Source organism: Chryseobacterium sp. GTID13, assembly GCF_056172655.1.
In genome coordinates, this window is sequence record NZ_JAOCMB010000002.1 from 290,513 (window position 1) to 306,303 (window position 15,791).

7 protein-coding genes and 5 pseudogenes are annotated in these 15,791 nt (G+C 39.9%); all 12 read left to right on the forward strand.

All coding sequences use genetic code 11. The features are described 5' to 3' along the window. Positions 1-61 precede the first annotated feature (61 nt). The 12 genes and pseudogenes from N4G44_RS01470 to N4G44_RS01525 all read left to right on the forward strand — a co-directional run bounded on the left by N4G44_RS01470 (position 62) and on the right by N4G44_RS01525 (position 15,729). Positions 62-1,522: a UDP-N-acetylmuramoyl-L-alanyl-D-glutamate--2,6-diaminopimelate ligase gene (locus N4G44_RS01470; RefSeq protein ID WP_474924329.1), complete on the forward strand. Its 1,461-nt coding sequence runs from the start codon at positions 62-64 to the stop codon at positions 1,520-1,522. A 95-nt stretch (positions 1,523-1,617) separates the two neighbouring features. Then, a pseudogene (mraY, locus tag N4G44_RS01475) lies at positions 1,618-2,858 on the forward strand (phospho-N-acetylmuramoyl-pentapeptide-transferase). 85 nt (positions 2,859-2,943) lie between these two features. Further along, a complete protein-coding gene (murD, locus tag N4G44_RS01480; protein ID WP_474924330.1) occupies positions 2,944-4,275 on the forward strand; it encodes a UDP-N-acetylmuramoyl-L-alanine--D-glutamate ligase in 1,332 nt (443 codons plus the stop codon). Positions 4,276-4,355: 80 nt separating this feature from the next. Continuing rightward, positions 4,356-5,594 carry an FtsW/RodA/SpoVE family cell cycle protein gene (locus tag N4G44_RS01485; RefSeq protein WP_474924331.1) on the forward strand — a complete coding sequence of 413 codons (1,239 nt, stop codon included), beginning with the start codon at positions 4,356-4,358 and terminating at the stop codon, positions 5,592-5,594. Between the two features lie 20 nt (positions 5,595-5,614). Next, a pseudogene (gene murG, locus N4G44_RS01490) lies at positions 5,615-6,725 on the forward strand (undecaprenyldiphospho-muramoylpentapeptide beta-N-acetylglucosaminyltransferase). A 61-nt stretch (positions 6,726-6,786) separates the two neighbouring features. Next, complete coding sequence (murC, locus tag N4G44_RS01495) at positions 6,787-8,145, forward strand: UDP-N-acetylmuramate--L-alanine ligase (protein ID WP_474924332.1); 1,359 nt, start codon at positions 6,787-6,789, stop codon at positions 8,143-8,145. An 87-nt stretch (positions 8,146-8,232) separates the two neighbouring features. Further along, complete coding sequence (locus N4G44_RS01500; RefSeq protein WP_474924333.1) at positions 8,233-9,198, forward strand: cell division protein FtsQ/DivIB; 966 nt, start codon at positions 8,233-8,235, stop codon at positions 9,196-9,198. An 83-nt stretch (positions 9,199-9,281) separates the two neighbouring features. Beyond that, a pseudogene (gene ftsA, locus N4G44_RS01505) lies at positions 9,282-10,663 on the forward strand (cell division protein FtsA). A gap of 84 nt (positions 10,664-10,747) precedes the next feature. Then, a pseudogene (gene ftsZ, locus N4G44_RS01510) lies at positions 10,748-12,665 on the forward strand (cell division protein FtsZ). 96 nt (positions 12,666-12,761) lie between these two features. Then, on the forward strand, positions 12,762-13,208 hold the full coding sequence (locus N4G44_RS01515; RefSeq protein WP_474924334.1) for a GatB/YqeY domain-containing protein: 447 nt from the start codon (positions 12,762-12,764) through the stop codon (positions 13,206-13,208). 458 nt (positions 13,209-13,666) lie between these two features. Further along, positions 13,667-14,077 carry a BrxA/BrxB family bacilliredoxin gene (locus tag N4G44_RS01520; RefSeq protein ID WP_048501608.1) on the forward strand — a complete coding sequence of 137 codons (411 nt, stop codon included), beginning with the start codon at positions 13,667-13,669 and terminating at the stop codon, positions 14,075-14,077. Positions 14,078-14,182: 105 nt separating this feature from the next. After that, positions 14,183-15,729, forward strand: a pseudogene (locus N4G44_RS01525) (GH3 auxin-responsive promoter family protein). Positions 15,730-15,791: the final 62 nt, after the last annotated feature.

Sequence of the window (15,791 nt, forward strand, 5' to 3'; positions counted from 1 at the left end):
TAAGAAAAACCAGTCCGAAAGGACGATTTAACAAGAATAGGATAAAGTCCTATTGATAAAAATGATAATAACAGAATTATTAAAAAGAATCCCAGTTTTAGAAATTCACGGTGACGATACCCGTGAGGTTTCAGAATTGGTTTTCGACAGCAGAAAGGTTACGGAAAACTCGCTCTATGTAGCAGTGAGGGGAACCGTTGCAGACGGACATTCATACATTGCATCATCTGTTGAAAAAGGTGCAAAAGTAGTAGTGTGCGAAGAATTCCCTGAAACATTGAATGAAAATGTAACCTATATCAGGGTGAAAGATTCATCCAAAGCTTTGGGACATCTGGCTTCTAACTTTTACGGAAACCCATCTCAGAAGCTTAAGTTAATCGGAGTTACCGGAACCAATGGAAAGACTTCGGTATCTACCCTTCTTTTTGATGTATTCAAAAATTTAGGCTATGATTCAGCACTGCTTTCCACAGTGGAAATCAGGATTGGGGAAAAAATTATTCCTGCAACCCACACCACTCCGGATGTTATTACCATCAATAAAATTTTAGCTCAGGCTGTTGAGGAAGGCTGTGAATATGCTTTCATGGAAGTAAGCTCTCACGGAATTGCCCAGAACAGAATCGAAGGGCTGCATTTCAAAGTGGCCGGTTTCACCAATCTTACCCACGATCATTTAGATTATCATAAAACCTTTGATGATTATCTGAAAACAAAGAAAAGATTCTTCGATGAACTGGAAGATACAGCCATAGCCATCACCAATGTGGATGATAAAAACGGAATGGTAATGCTTCAGAATACAAAGGCAAAGAAAAAATCTTACGCCATGAAGACCATGGCAGATTACCACGGGAAATCTTTAGAAATTGATTTCAACGGAATGCTGCTGAATTTCAATGGAAAAGAATTCTGGACAACATTGACAGGAAAATTCAACATTTATAATTTACTGCTGGTTTTCGGAATTGCTTCCGAGCTTGATTTTGAACAGGATGAAATTCTGCAGGCGATCAGCAAGCTAAATAGAGTTTCCGGAAGATTCGAAACCTTCAAATCAGACGGCGGAATCTTCTTTATTGTAGATTATGCCCACACTCCGGACGCTTTGGAAAATATTCTGGACAGCATCAATGATATCAGGACAAAAAATGAAAGGCTGATCACCGTTTTCGGATGCGGAGGCGACAGGGATCACTCGAAAAGACCTGAAATGGGGAATATTGCCACCAAAAAATCGACTCTGGCAATCATCACCTCAGACAACCCGAGAACAGAAGATCCTGCCCAGATCATCAAGGAAATTGAAGCAGGCGTTGAACCTCAGAACTTCAGCAAATACACTTCAATCCCGGACAGAAAAGAAGCTATAAAAATGGCAATCAGGTTCGCAGAACCAAAAGATATAGTGTTGGTAGCCGGAAAAGGCCACGAAAACTATCAGGACATTAATGGTGTGAAACATCATTTTGACGACAAAGAAACGATCAACGAACTTTGGAAGTTAATGAGCAAATAAATGATTTGGATTAAAAAATTTAGAAATTCAGAGATTAAAAAACACAACCCGAATTTCTAAATGCTTAATCTCTTAATCTTTAAATAAAAAGGAACATGTTATACTATCTATACGAATATCTAACCAGTCAGGGAATCCATATACCGGGATTGGGAATGCTGAGATACATTTCTTTCCGTGCCGGTATTGCCGTACTGTTTTCTCTTGTCATTGCCCTTGTTTATGGTAAGAGGATTATCAACTATCTGCGGGCAAGACAGATGGGCGAATTGGTACGTGACCTTGGATTAGACGGGCAGAAGCAGAAAGAAGGGACCCCTACCATGGGAGGACTCATCATCATTATTGCGACGATTATTCCCGTACTGCTGTTTACCCGGATCACCAATGTGTATATCGTATTGCTGCTGGTTTCCATGTTATGGATGGGTGCCATAGGGTTCCTGGATGATTATTTAAAGAAAATCAAGAAAAATAAAGACGGCCTGAGCGGAAAATTTAAAATTGTAGGCCAGGTCGGATTAGGGCTAATCGTCGGAATTACAATGTATTTCCATCCGGACATCACCGTTAAAAGAAAATATGCAGATGCAAAAGTAGTGAACCGAAACAATGTAGAGCAGAACTTTATGCCTACGGAAAAAATTACCGTTTCTACCGTACCGTTTGCCAAGAACAACGAATTCGACTACAGTGGAATTCTGTTTTGGATGAATGATAAAGATGCCCACGAATGGGCATGGATTGTCTTTATACCCATCGTTATTTTCATCGTAACGGCTGTATCAAACGGTGCCAATATTACAGACGGAATTGATGGGCTTGCCGCAGGAACCAGCGCAGTCATACTGCTTACCCTTGCCCTGTTTGCCTACCTTTCCGGGAACATCATCTTTGCAGATTACCTCAATATCATGTTCCTTCCGAACATGGGGAAACCACCATCTTTGCCGTGGCCATGGTAGGTGCCGTTATCGGTTTCTTCTGGTACAATACCTATCCGGCACAGGTATTCATGGGAGACACCGGAAGTTTAATGCTTGGAGGAGTGATTGCCGTTTTAGCCATCATTTTGAGAAAAGAACTTCTGATTCCTGTTCTATGCGGGATCTTCCTGATTGAAAATATATCTGTCATGCTGCAGGTTGTAGTTTTCAAATACAGAAAAAGAAAATACGGGCTGGAATATGCTCAGAATAATAGATTTTTTAGAATGTCACCATTACACCACCACTATCAGAAAGGAGGTTTCCATGAGAGCAAGATCGTGAACAGAATGATCATCATTGGGGTAATGCTGGCTATTGTATGCCTGATCACATTAAAAATGAGATAAAAATTTTGTGTAAAGTATGAAGTATTAAAACAAAGCCAAATTACATTAATACAATTTACATTATACATTTTACAAAAGAATAAATATGAAAATAGTTGTTTTAGGAGGTGGAGAGAGCGGATGCGGAGCTGCTTATTTAGCTAAAAAACAGGGTCTGGAAGTTTTTCTTTCAGACAAAGGAGCTATTAAGGATAACTATAAGCAGTTTTTAGCCGAAAATGAAATTGAATTTGAAGAAGGAAACCACAACGAAGAAAGAATTTTAAATGCTGACTGGATTGTAAAAAGCCCTGGAATTCCGAAAAAGGCAGAAATCGTTCATAAAATTCATGAAAAAGGAATAAGACTTTCCTCTGAAATTGAATTTGCATCAGAATTTACCGATGCAAAGATCATCGCCATTACAGGAAGCAATGGAAAGACAACAACAACTTCCCTGATCTACTACATCCTGAAAAACGACGGACTGAATGTAGGACTGGGAGGAAATATAGGATACAGCTTTGCCAAGCAGGTGGCCGATGAAAACCATGAATATTATGTTCTGGAAGTAAGCTCTTTCCAGCTGGATGATATTCAGAACTTCAGACCGTATATTTCTCTATTGTTGAACCTGTCGCAGGACCATTTGGACCAATATAACTACAATTATGAAGAATATGCTTTAGCCAAATTCAGAATTGCGGAAAATCAGGAAAATGATAACTTCTTCATCTACAACAAAGATGATGAAATGAGCAAAAATATCCTTGAAAAGCTGGAAATAAAAGCGAAGATGATTCCTTTCTCAACCAAGGAAAAATTATCTGAAGGAGGTTTTATTAACGATGATGAGATTGTGGTAAAAATGAAGGACGAGTTCTCAATGAAAATTGACAAGCTTTCCCTTCTTGGAAACCATAATGTAGCCAATAGCTTAGCCGCTTCAATAGCCGGTAAAATATTGGAAATCAACAATGAAAGTATCAGAAACTCTCTAATGACTTTCCAGGCGGTAGAGCACAGACTGGAGTTTGTAACCGAAATCAACGGTGTAAAATACATCAACGATAGTAAGGCAACGAATGTAAATGCCACCTATTACGCCCTGGAAAGTATGAAAAACCCTACAGTCTGGATCGTTGGAGGCCTGGACAAAGGAAATGATTATACAGAAATTGAGGATCTTGTTAAAAGAAAAGTAAAGGCAATTGTCTGCTTAGGAATAGATAACACGAAGATTATAGAATTCTTTAAAGACAAAAAAGAATTTATTTATAACACGTCAAGCATGGAAGAAGCCGTGAAAATATCAAAATCACTTGCAAAAAGCGGTGATACGGTGTTGCTTTCACCATGCTGCGCAAGTTTCGACCTTTTCAAAAGCTATGAAGACAGGGGAAAACAGTTTAAAGAGCAGGTATTAAAGGAAATGTAAAAAAGTATTGAAGTACTCATGTAGTAATGATTTAGATTCATAAATACATTTTATATGAATACAACAATACAGAATATAATATGGACGAACAGAACACAGAAAACAGAATTGAATTGCTAAAGGGCGATAAAGTACTTTGGATGGTCATCCTTGTGATCTCCATTTTCTCTATTTTCCCCGTATACTCAGCAAGTTCAAATCTTGAATATATTGTTAATAACGGGACCACAACAGGTCACGTCATCAAGCATATGTTCTTTGTAGTCTTAGGTCTGGTGATTATGAGAGTCGTTGGAATGATCAAATATGAGTACATCGGAAAGCTCAGCAGCATCCTGCTTGGGCTCATGATTGTTTTGCTCATCGTTACCATGTTTACGGGTCAGACCATTGACGGAGCCAGTGCTTCAAGATGGCTGAAAATTCCCGGAACGCCCATTTCATTCCAGCCTTCATCATTTGCTTTCCTCATGCTCATCATTTACCTCTGCAGGTATCTGACCAAAAAAATAACAAGGGAAAGGCTTCCGATAGAGAACATTATGTATATTTTCGGGCCTATCCTGCTGGTTTTTGTACTGGTTGCAAAAGATAACGGCTCCACAGCATTGATGATTCTGATGGTTTCTGTAATTGTCCTCATTATCGGACAGCTTCACTGGAAATATATTGCAGGATTTATCTCCTCATCCTTTATAGCCATTATATTATTTCTGATCATTGCTCTGAATACCAACCTCATCGGCGGAAACCGTGTACATACCTGGATGAGCCGTATCGAAACATTTACCTCCAGCAAAGCAAAAACAGCTGATGTGGATGATGAGAGTGTAAAAGCAAAAAACTATCAGGTCATGCAGGCCAAAGCAGCCATCGTACATGGCGGAATTACAGGAATGGGGCCAGGGAAAAGCGCATTAAAACAAATGCTCCCACAATCTGCCTCCGACTTTATTTTTGCAGTGATTGTAGAAGAATACGGACTAATCGGGGCAGCCTTCCTTATCAGCCTGTATCTCATCATGATGATCCGGATTGTAATGATCGCAAGCAAAATGCCCGCCTTTTTCGGTTCCCTGCTCGTGCTCAGCCTCGGGGTGATGATTTTTGTCCAGCTTGCTGTGAACATCGCTGTAGCCATCAACCTGATCCCGGTAACAGGACAGCCATTACCGCTGATAAGCTATGGAGGAACCTCCATGCTGGTTACCTATCTCCAGCTTGGAATTATTTTAAATATAAGCTCAAGAATCCAGATATATGATGAAGAAGGAATGGGCAAAAAACAAAGTGTAGCAGAAATTAATGATATCGCTTAGGTATCAGTAACAAAATAAAGATGAACAAAAAACTGAAAGTAATATTATCCGGCGGTGGAACAGGAGGACATATCTTCCCGGCTATTGCCATTGCAGATGAGATCAGAAAAAGATTTCCGGATACAGAATTTTTGTTCATAGGAGCCAACGGGAAAATGGAAATGGAAAAAGTTCCACAGGCCGGTTATAAAATTGAAGGTATTGATATCGCCGGAATTGACAGGGGAAATATGCTTTCTAACTTAGGTCTGCCTTTCAAAATTCTGAAAAGCCTTTCTAAATCAAAGAAGATCATAAAGAACTTCGCACCGGATTTTGCAATAGGAACAGGAGGTTTTGCCAGTGGACCTGCTTTATATGAAGCCAGCAGGCTGGGAATTCCGATCTTTATTCAGGAGCAGAATGCCCATGCAGGCGTAACCAATAAGATATTGAGCAAAAAAGCTCAGGCCGTTTTCACAGCATATCCGAAAGTAGACGGTTTTCCTGCTGAAAAATAAAATTCCTGGGAAATCCTATTCGTGAGAATATCGTTACAGGAATGTCAGAAACAGCCCTGGCCAAAGAAAAAATGGGTCTTGATAAAGACAAACTTACCATTCTTTCTGTAGGCGGCTCTTTGGGTTCCAGAACATTAAACAATGCCTGGAAAGCTAACCTGGAAAACCTGAAAGAAAAAGAATATCAGTTGATTTGGCAAACCGGAAAACTGGATTACAATGAATTAAGCAACGAATCCCTGATCTCGGATCTCGGATCTCAGATTCAGTTGAGAGAATTCATCAAAGATATGGAACTGGCCTACTCTGCAGCCGATGTTATCGTGTCAAGAGCCGGAGCCATTGCCATTTCAGAGCTGGCAGTAGCTAGAAAGCCCGTTCTCCTGGTGCCTTTCCCGTTTGCAGCGGAAGATCATCAGACCAAAAATGCCATGAACCTGGTTGAAAAAATGCAGCCCGAATGGTAAAAGACTCTGAAATGCAGGAAAAATTCTGGAATACACTGGAAGAAATCTGCAGCAGTGAAAGTGTAAGAAACGAAATGTCTCAAAACCTGGAATATTTTGCCAAGCCAGACGCAGCAAAAGAAATTGTGGATGAGATATTTAAAACTGTAAAAAGTACAAAGTAAAATGTATTAATGACAAAACATACATGAATACATTTTACAAAAATACATTAATACAAAAAGAATGAAGATTTTAGAAACATATCAAAATTATTACTTCGTAGGAATCGGAGGTATCGGGATGAGTGCTTTGGCACGCTATTTCAATGCTTCCGGTAAAAAAGTGCTGGGTTATGATAAAACCAACACCAAGCTTACGGAACAGCTGATGAAAGAAGGAATTGATATTGTTTTTGAAGACCTCATTGATGAAAGAATAACCCAACTTCAAAAAGAAGATACTCTGGTAATCTATACCCCTGCTATCAAAACTTTAGGAATTCTGGATTACTTTAATCAAAATCAGTTTGAAGTTTTAAAACGGGCAAAAGTTCTTGGTTTAATTACTGAAAATACAGACTGTATTGCCGTAGCAGGAACTCACGGAAAGACAACCACTTCCACTTTGGTTTCTCATCTTTGTAAAGAGGCAAACCTTCCGTTTTCATGCTTTTTAGGTGGTATTTCTGAAAATTTCAGATCCAACTTCCTGTATAACGGGACAAAATACTCCGTTGTGGAAGCAGATGAGTATGACAGAAGCTTTCTAAACCTTTCCCCGGACTGGGCAGTAGTAACTTCTACCGATGCAGACCACCTGGATATTTATGGTGACAAAAACCATATTGAAGAAGGCTTCAAACAGTTTGCAGCCCTTGTTCCTGATGATAAACAGCTATTTGTAAGAAAAGGCCTGGATATCGGCAGGGACCATAAAACATATGCCGTAAATGAGGTAGCAGATTACTATTCGGATAACCTGCGTATGGATCATGATAAGATTTATTTTGATTTCCATACTCCGGCAGAAACCGTAAAAGATTTTGTTTGGGAAATTCCGGGAATTCACAATGTGGAAAATGCTACTGCTGCACTGGCTATCCTCCACAATTTAGGCGTAGATTTTGAAACGCTGAAAAAGGCTATTGCCAACTTTAAAGGAATTAAAAGAAGATATACCAAACATATTTATCCGAACGGTAAAATTTACATTGATGATTATGCCCACCACCCTACAGAAATCAATGCAGTAGTGGACTCCATCAAAACTTTTTATCCGGATAAAAAACTTCTCGTTGTTTTCCAACCGCACCTTTTCAGCAGAACAAGAGATTTTGCCGATGGTTTTGCTGAAAGCTTAAGTAAAGCAGACGAGCTGATCCTTCTCGACATTTATCCTGCAAGAGAACTTCAGGAAAACTTTGAAGGAATAACCTCTGACTGGTTATTGGAAAAAGTGAATTTAGATAAAAAAGAAAAATCGGACCTGTCCGGTGCTTTCGGAAAAATAAAAGAAAAAGATTTTGACATTCTACTTACCGTAGGCGCAGGAAACATCGATACCCTGTACGATCCTATTTGTGAATGGGTTGAAAAAATGTAAAAAGTAGTAAGGTATTTAAGTATTCATGAATTTACAAACACAAAACCATGAATACATTTTACACCACTACATGAATACAATTAAAGTATGAAAAATAAATACAGAATATCAAAAATTGCTGTCACAGTGATCATCCTTGGATTACTGCTGAGTTTCTCATTGAAGAGATTCAGCGGCCAGAAGATTACGGACAATAAGATTTCTGTAAAAATGAACGAAAAAACACCCGTATACTTCATTGATGAGAAAGATATCCGGGAAATTGTAAAAAAAGAAAACCCTTCAGGAAAAGTCGGGGACCTGAATATTCCAGTGCTTGAAAAGAAGATCAATGCCCTTCCCGCAGTAGACAGCGCCAATGTCTACTTAAACCTTAACGGGAAGCTTTACCTGGATATCAAGCAGAGAGTGCCGGTTTTCAGGTTGAATAAAGAAGGAAGGGATTTTTATGTGGATGAAAAAGGAATCGAGTTTCCTATTTCAAAGACCTATTCCCATCCCTGCATGCTGGTAACGGGAAATGTGAAGCCCGATGAGTACAAAAAGCTGGCTGAGCTGGTTGAAAAGATTGATAAAGATGAGTTCAGCAAAAAATTCTTTATCGGAATTTCGAAAAGCAAGGACGATTATAACCTTCTGACCAGTGACGGAAATTATAAAGTAGAAATAGGAGATCTGGATAATATTGAATTTAAAGTAAAAGGCTTAAAAACCTTTGTGGAAAAATACCTCGTATTCCAGGATCCGCAAAAGTACAGTATGGTGTCTGTAAAATATCAGAATCAGATCGTAACCACTTTAAATCCATATTTTAAAGAAAACGACAGTATTCTGAAAGCAGGAAACAAAGAGCTCGCTAACGCTCCGGTTCTTGCAGCCGTAAAAAAACCGGAAATACTGCCCAAAACAACCGAAGCTAAAAAAACAAGAACAACTTCAGCAAAGCCGAAGGAAAAAATAAAACCAAAAGCGACAACCCAACCAAAGGAAACCAAAAAGACAGAGAAAAAACCGGCCGGAACAAAGCCGAAAGCTAAAGTAAAAATAGAATAGAAAGAGTCCGGATGGACAAATAAACATAAAATTGGATAAGTCCAATTGTAAGAAAAAGTAGAAAAAAATCAAATCGACATAAAATGGAAAATCAAGAGTATTCAGTAGGTCTGGACATCGGAACAACAAAGATTGTTGCGATTGTCGGAAGGAGGAATGCACACGGGAAGATAGAAGTTCTCGGCGTTGGAAAGGCCAAAAGTCTTGGAGTTCATAAAGGGATTGTGAATAACATTTCACAAACCATCAACTCCATCAAGGCTGCCGTTTCTGAAGCACAGTCCAGCGCAGGAGTTCCTATCCGTAAAGTTACAGTAGGTATTGCAGGAAAACATATCCGTTCCCTTCAGCACTCGGACTATATCATGCGTGAGCATCCGGACAAATTTATTACAGACGACGACATCGAGGCACTTAAAGATCAGGTAAAAAAGCTGGTCATGCTCCCGGGTGAAGAAATTATCCATGTTCTTCCCCAGGAATATAAAGTGGATTCCGAAGGTGAAATTCAGGAGCCTGTAGGAATGCACGGTAAACGCCTGGAGGCTAATTTCCATGTGGTGGTAGGACAAATGGGCAGCATCCGGAACATCGCAAGATGTGTAAGAGAAGCCGGCCTTGAAATGGAAGCCCTTACCCTGGAACCTTTGGCATCTTCAGAAGCTGTTTTAACCAAAGAAGAAAAAGAAGCCGGCGTTGCTATTGTAGACATAGGCGGCGGTACTACAGATATTGCGATCTTCAAAGACAATATCATCCGTCATACCTGCGTGATTCCTTACGGAGGCGGGATCATTACGGAAGATATCAAAGAAGGCTGCTCAATTATTGAAAAGCATGCAGAACAGCTGAAAGTAAAATTCGGTTCTGCAGTTCCGGAACTGGAAAAAGACAGTACATTTGTTACCATTCCCGGACTTCACGGAAGACCGGACAAGGAAATTTCCTTAAAACCCTGGCGCAGATTATCAACGCCAGAGTAGAAGAAATCCTGGAAATGGTGAATACAGAATTAAAAGCTTACGGAGCATTTGAACAAAAGAAAAAACTAATTGCCGGGATCGTTCTTACAGGAGGCGGATCCAACCTTAAGCATCTTCGTCAGCTGGCCAACTATACGACAGGTTTTGACAGCAGAATCGGTTTTGCCAACGAATATATTGCCAACGATAAAAACCAGTACCTGAAAGGCCCGGAATTTGCTACATCAATCGGCTTGCTGATGGAAAGTTTAAAGATCCGTGACAAAAAGCAGGGAGCCGAAGCAGAACAGGTGGTTGAAGAAAAGCCCGCCAAAGCAGAAGCTGCTGTAACACAGACAGAAACAGTTCAGCCCGTTCAGCCGGCAGCCATAGTTCAGGAGCAAACCATTGCCAGCGAGCAACAGGAAAACAGAAGAGCAAAACTGACTTTCGGGCAGTCGCTTATGGAAAAAGTTAAAAAATTCTTTGAAGAAGTAGAGTAAAGCATAAACGATGAATGATAATTGATCAATGATGTTACCTTATCAATTATTATTTATCAATTATCAATTATAAAAAGCATAGTTATGGAAAACATAGATACACAAGGATTTTCATTTGATTTGCCAAAAGGAAATTCATCCATTATAAAAGTAATCGGTGTAGGTGGCGGTGGAAACAACGCTCTGAAGCACATGTACGAGAAAGGTATTTACGGGGTAGATTTCGTGATCTGTAATACCGATGCCCAAACTCTGGATAACAACCCTGTTGCCAATAAAGTACAGCTGGGAACAACCATCACAGAAGGTCTTGGTGCGGGAGCAGATCCCGAAGTAGGAGAAAAATCGGCTATCGAAAGTATCGAAGAGATCAAAGCAGCAATGGGCCAGAATACCAAAATGGTGTTCATCACTGCCGGAATGGGTGGTGGTACCGGTACCGGAGCAGCTCCTGTCATTGCCAAAGTTGCCAAAGATATGGGCATCCTTACCGTAGGTATCGTTACCGTTCCTTTCAGCTTTGAAGGGAAAAGAAGACTTGAGCAGGCAGAAAACGGTCTTGAAAAACTAAGAAATAACGTTGATTCACTTATTGTGATCAATAATGATAAATTAAGACAGCAGTTCGGAAACCTTGGATTCAAGCAGGGATTCTCGAAGGCCGATGAAGTTTTAACCAATGCCGCAAAAGGGATGGCAGAAGTTATTACAGGTTACTTTGATGTAAACATTGACTTTAGAGATGCCAAATCCGTACTTCAGAACTCAGGGACTGCATTGATGTCTACAGGTATTGCTTCAGGTGAAAATAAAGCAGAAGAAGCCGTTAAAAAAGCCCTTGACTCTCCGTTGTTGAATGACAACAAGATCACAGGTGCTAAAAACGTCCTTCTATTGATCAGAAGTGGTGCTGAAGAAGTAACCATGGATGAGATCGGGGTAATTATGGACCATATCCAGAAAGAAGCCGGAAATACAGCCGATATTATCTTCGGGGTAGGGGCAGATGAGGAATTGGGAGATTCTGTAAGCGTTCTTGTAATCGCTACCGGTTTTTCAAATGACAGCAAAAAATTTGCAGGTCCTACAGAAAAAATCAGAATTAGTCTTAATGACAGCCTTGAAGCTCCAAAAGCATCGCCTTTCAAAACCAGAGAGGAAAGAGAAACTACGTCTGAAACAACGCATGATTTTGGAGGAAAACATACTTTCAGACTCGATGATGAAGACAGCGATATCCCTCAGTTCGGATTGAAGTCTTCTGAAAAAAATGATTATTGAGGAAGAAGAGATCAAAACAGAAATAAGATTCTTTGATAAAGAGGAAGATGTACAGAGCAATCCTGCTAACAGCTGGAGAAATGAAGAAGAGCAGCAGGAAGAATCCTACAGTCTTTTCTCTTATGATGAAGAAGGAGAAGACCCTAATGATCTGGAAATCGAATCTTTTAAATTTGATTTTGATGCCAAAAAAGATGACACTCCGTCTACACCGGCAACCCGTGTTTTTTCAGATGAAAAGCCGGTTGAATTCAGTTTCTTTGTCAATAATCAGCCATCATCCAATGAGCCTAAAACAGATTACGGACAGCCAAAGGCAGAGTTTACAACATCTTCGGCAGTAACTGAAATTCCGGTTCAGGCAGCTGAAACCATCTTCCAGACAAGACAGGAAGAGCCAAAAGCGGAAACAAAACCTGCTTTTGAGGAAAAAACAGAAACGGAAGCTCCAAAACCTGCAGAATCTGAATTCACGTTTGTGAACAAGGCTGTGGATCAGGAAAGAATTCTGGAGAGAAGAAATAAATTAAAAGAGTTCAACTCACGCTATCAAAGCTTTGACAGCACCAGTGAATTCGAGTCCGTACCGGCTTTTAAAAGAAAGAATATCTCCATTGACGGAACCAATGCATCAGATCAGAACATCAACACCTATCTGTCTGACAACAATGGATCTATGCAGGTGAGAGAAAACAGATTTTTAAATAAAGACGTTGACTAAATTGCTATAAGCAATAAGCAGTAAGCTGCAGGCTTATCTTATCCGGAAGCCAGTTTAAAGCCTACTGCTTATTGCCTAAAGCTTAAAGCAAAAAAAATGAGTTTAGAAAATACTATAAGTGAAGCTATTAAAACAGCAATGAGAGAGAAGGACAGAGTTGCTCTGGACTCTCTGAGAGCTGTAAAAGCACAAATTTTACTTCTACAGACTGAAGCAAGAGGCACTGAAGTTACTCCCGAGCAGGAAATTGCCATTCTGCAGAGAATGATCAAGCAGCGTAAAGATTCTTTCGAACAGTTTTCAGCACAGGGAAGAAATGACCTTGCTGAAGTGGAGGAAGCCCAAATGAAAGTAATTGAAAAATTCTTGCCAAAACAGCTTAGTCCGGAAGAATTGGAAGCGGAAATAAGGAATATTATTTCACAAACCGGAGCAGAGTCTGCAAAAGACCTGGGAAAGGTAATGGGAGCCGCTTCAAAAGCATTAGCAGGAAAGTCAGACGGAAAAAGTATTTCCGAAATGGCTAAGAAACTGCTTTCATAATTACAGGAGACGCGTTTCAGAATTCGGACCATTCAACTCCGGAACACGAAACACAGATCCCAAAACAGGATATCCAACCTTTGCATATCGATTTGATTAAAGAATCCGGGAACGCTGGCGTTCCCGGATTCATTTTTGGATATTCATAATTATTAATTCAGTTATCATTATTTAAAACTGAATGAGAGCATCTGCTTTAACCGCTGAAAATCAGGTTGTGTTAAATAATTTGAGTGCTCGAGGGAAAGCGGTAAATGTTTTTTTCATGGTCAGTTGTTTTAGAATCATTTCAAATTTAATAAATATTTATCATTATTCATAGTTTTATTTCATCTTTTTTGGATATTATTGAAATATTAATATTGCATTAATTTTTTATGACTAAAGCGTTGATAGTTTTTATATATTGATGAAACGCAAAGAATTGTTTAACTTTGTACTGATAAAAACAAAAAAATATGTATCCAACAGATTTGGTAATGCCTATGAAGGCAGAACTTACAGATAAAGGTTTCGAAGACTTAACAACTCCTGCACAGGTAGAAGAGGCTCTAAAGCAGCCCGGAACTACCCTGCTGGTTATTAATTCAGTATGCGGATGTGCAGCAGGAGCAGCAAGACCCGGAGTTGTATATTCCCTTACAGGAGACAAGAAACCTGATCATTTAACAACTGTTTTTGCAGGATTCGATACAGAAGCTGTAGCAGAAGCAAGAAAACACCTTGCTCCATTCCCGCCAAGCTCACCTTGTGTAGCTCTTTTCAAGGACGGAGAACTGGTTCACATGCTTGAAAGACACCATATTGAAGGGAACCCTGCAGGAGCTATTGCAGCAAATCTTCAGGCTGCCTTTGATGAGTATTGTTAAGAAACAATAAGTCTAAATATAAAACCGTTACATAATTTGTAGCGGTTTTTTTATTTAACACGATAAAAATTCTCTGAAAATCCAAATATTATTATATTTGTTGGAATGGCAACAAAGGCACTTTTCAATACGGTCGTCAACTGGTTTATCCGTCAAAGGATAGATCAGATTCAGAATTTCATGGACCATCCCATTGAAACCCAGAAAGGTATACTCTTTTCCCAGCTCTTTCATGCTGAAGATACTGAATACGGCAAGGCATATGGTTTTAATTCCATTTCCAGTTACCAGGACTTTAAAAATAAGGTTCCGATCGTTACTTATGAAGATTTTGAACCTTTTATTGAAAAAGCCAGACAAGGGCACAAGGATGTAAGCTGGCCCGGCTACATCAAGCATTTTGCAAAATCATCAGGAACCACGAACGCGAAAAGCAAATTCATCCCGATATCTACGGAAAGCCTTGAATACTGCCATATGAAGGCAGGAAAGGACATGGTTTCCATCTACGCCAACAATCATCCGGAAAATCAGCTCTTCACGAATAAAAACCTTCGACTGGGGGAAGCTCTGAACTTCACGCTGATTTTAACACCAAATTCGGGGATCTTTCAGCGATTTTAATAGACAACCTTCCGTTCTGGGTAGAAATCACCACAACTCCAAGTAAAAAAGTCTCCCTGATGTCCGAATGGGAAAGCAAGCTCAAAGCCATCACCTCGGAAGTAAAGAATGAAGACGTAGGAAGTATTCTTGGAGTGCCGAGCTGGATGATGGTTCTTCTTCAGAGGGTACTAAAGGAAACCGGAAGCGGGAGTATTTCTGAGCTGTGGCCTAATTTAGAGGTCTTTTTTCACGGTGGAATCAGTTTTAAGCCCTACAGGGACCAATACAGACAGATCATCGGAAAAAACATCAATTACTACGAAATTTATAATGCCTCCGAAGGCTTCTTCGGAATACAGGACCGTTCGGACAGCGATGAAATGCTTCTGATGCTGGATTACGGTATTTTCTATGAATTCATTCCGATGGATCAGTTCCATTTTTCCAATCCGAAGGTCGTCAACCTGGAAGATGTTGAAGTGGGAAAAAACTACGCAATGGTGATCACCACGAACGGCGGATTATGGAGATACCTGATCGGAGATACCGTTGTTTTTACCTCAACCAATCCTTTCAGAATAAAAATTACGGGAAGAACAAAACATTATATCAATGCGTTTGGGGAAGAACTTATGATTACCAACGTGGAATCTGCCCTTTCCAAGGCCTGTGAAGCTACGGGAGCAAGCATTACCGATTTTACCGGAGCGCCTGTTTTCATGAAAGAAAATGAAAGCGGAGCTCATGAATGGATCTTTGAATTCAGCCGGTATCCGGATGACCTTGAACGTTTTACCGACGCCTTTGACCGTCATTTAAAAACAATTAATTCTGATTACGAGGCCAAAAGGTACAATAACCTTACCCTTAAAAGGCCGATCGTACATATTGCCAAACCCCGATTATTCTATCGGTGGCTGGAATCTAAAGGTAAACTCGGCGGGCAGAATAAAGTTCCCAGACTGAGCAATGACAGGGAATATATTGACCCTTTGCTGGAGCTTAACAAGGCAGGCTCAGAAAGAGAGTCAGAAGTTGAAAGATAGAAGGTATTTTGACACTAAAAAACAGTCATTAAAAATGCATAAAAAAACGCAGCTGAAATTCC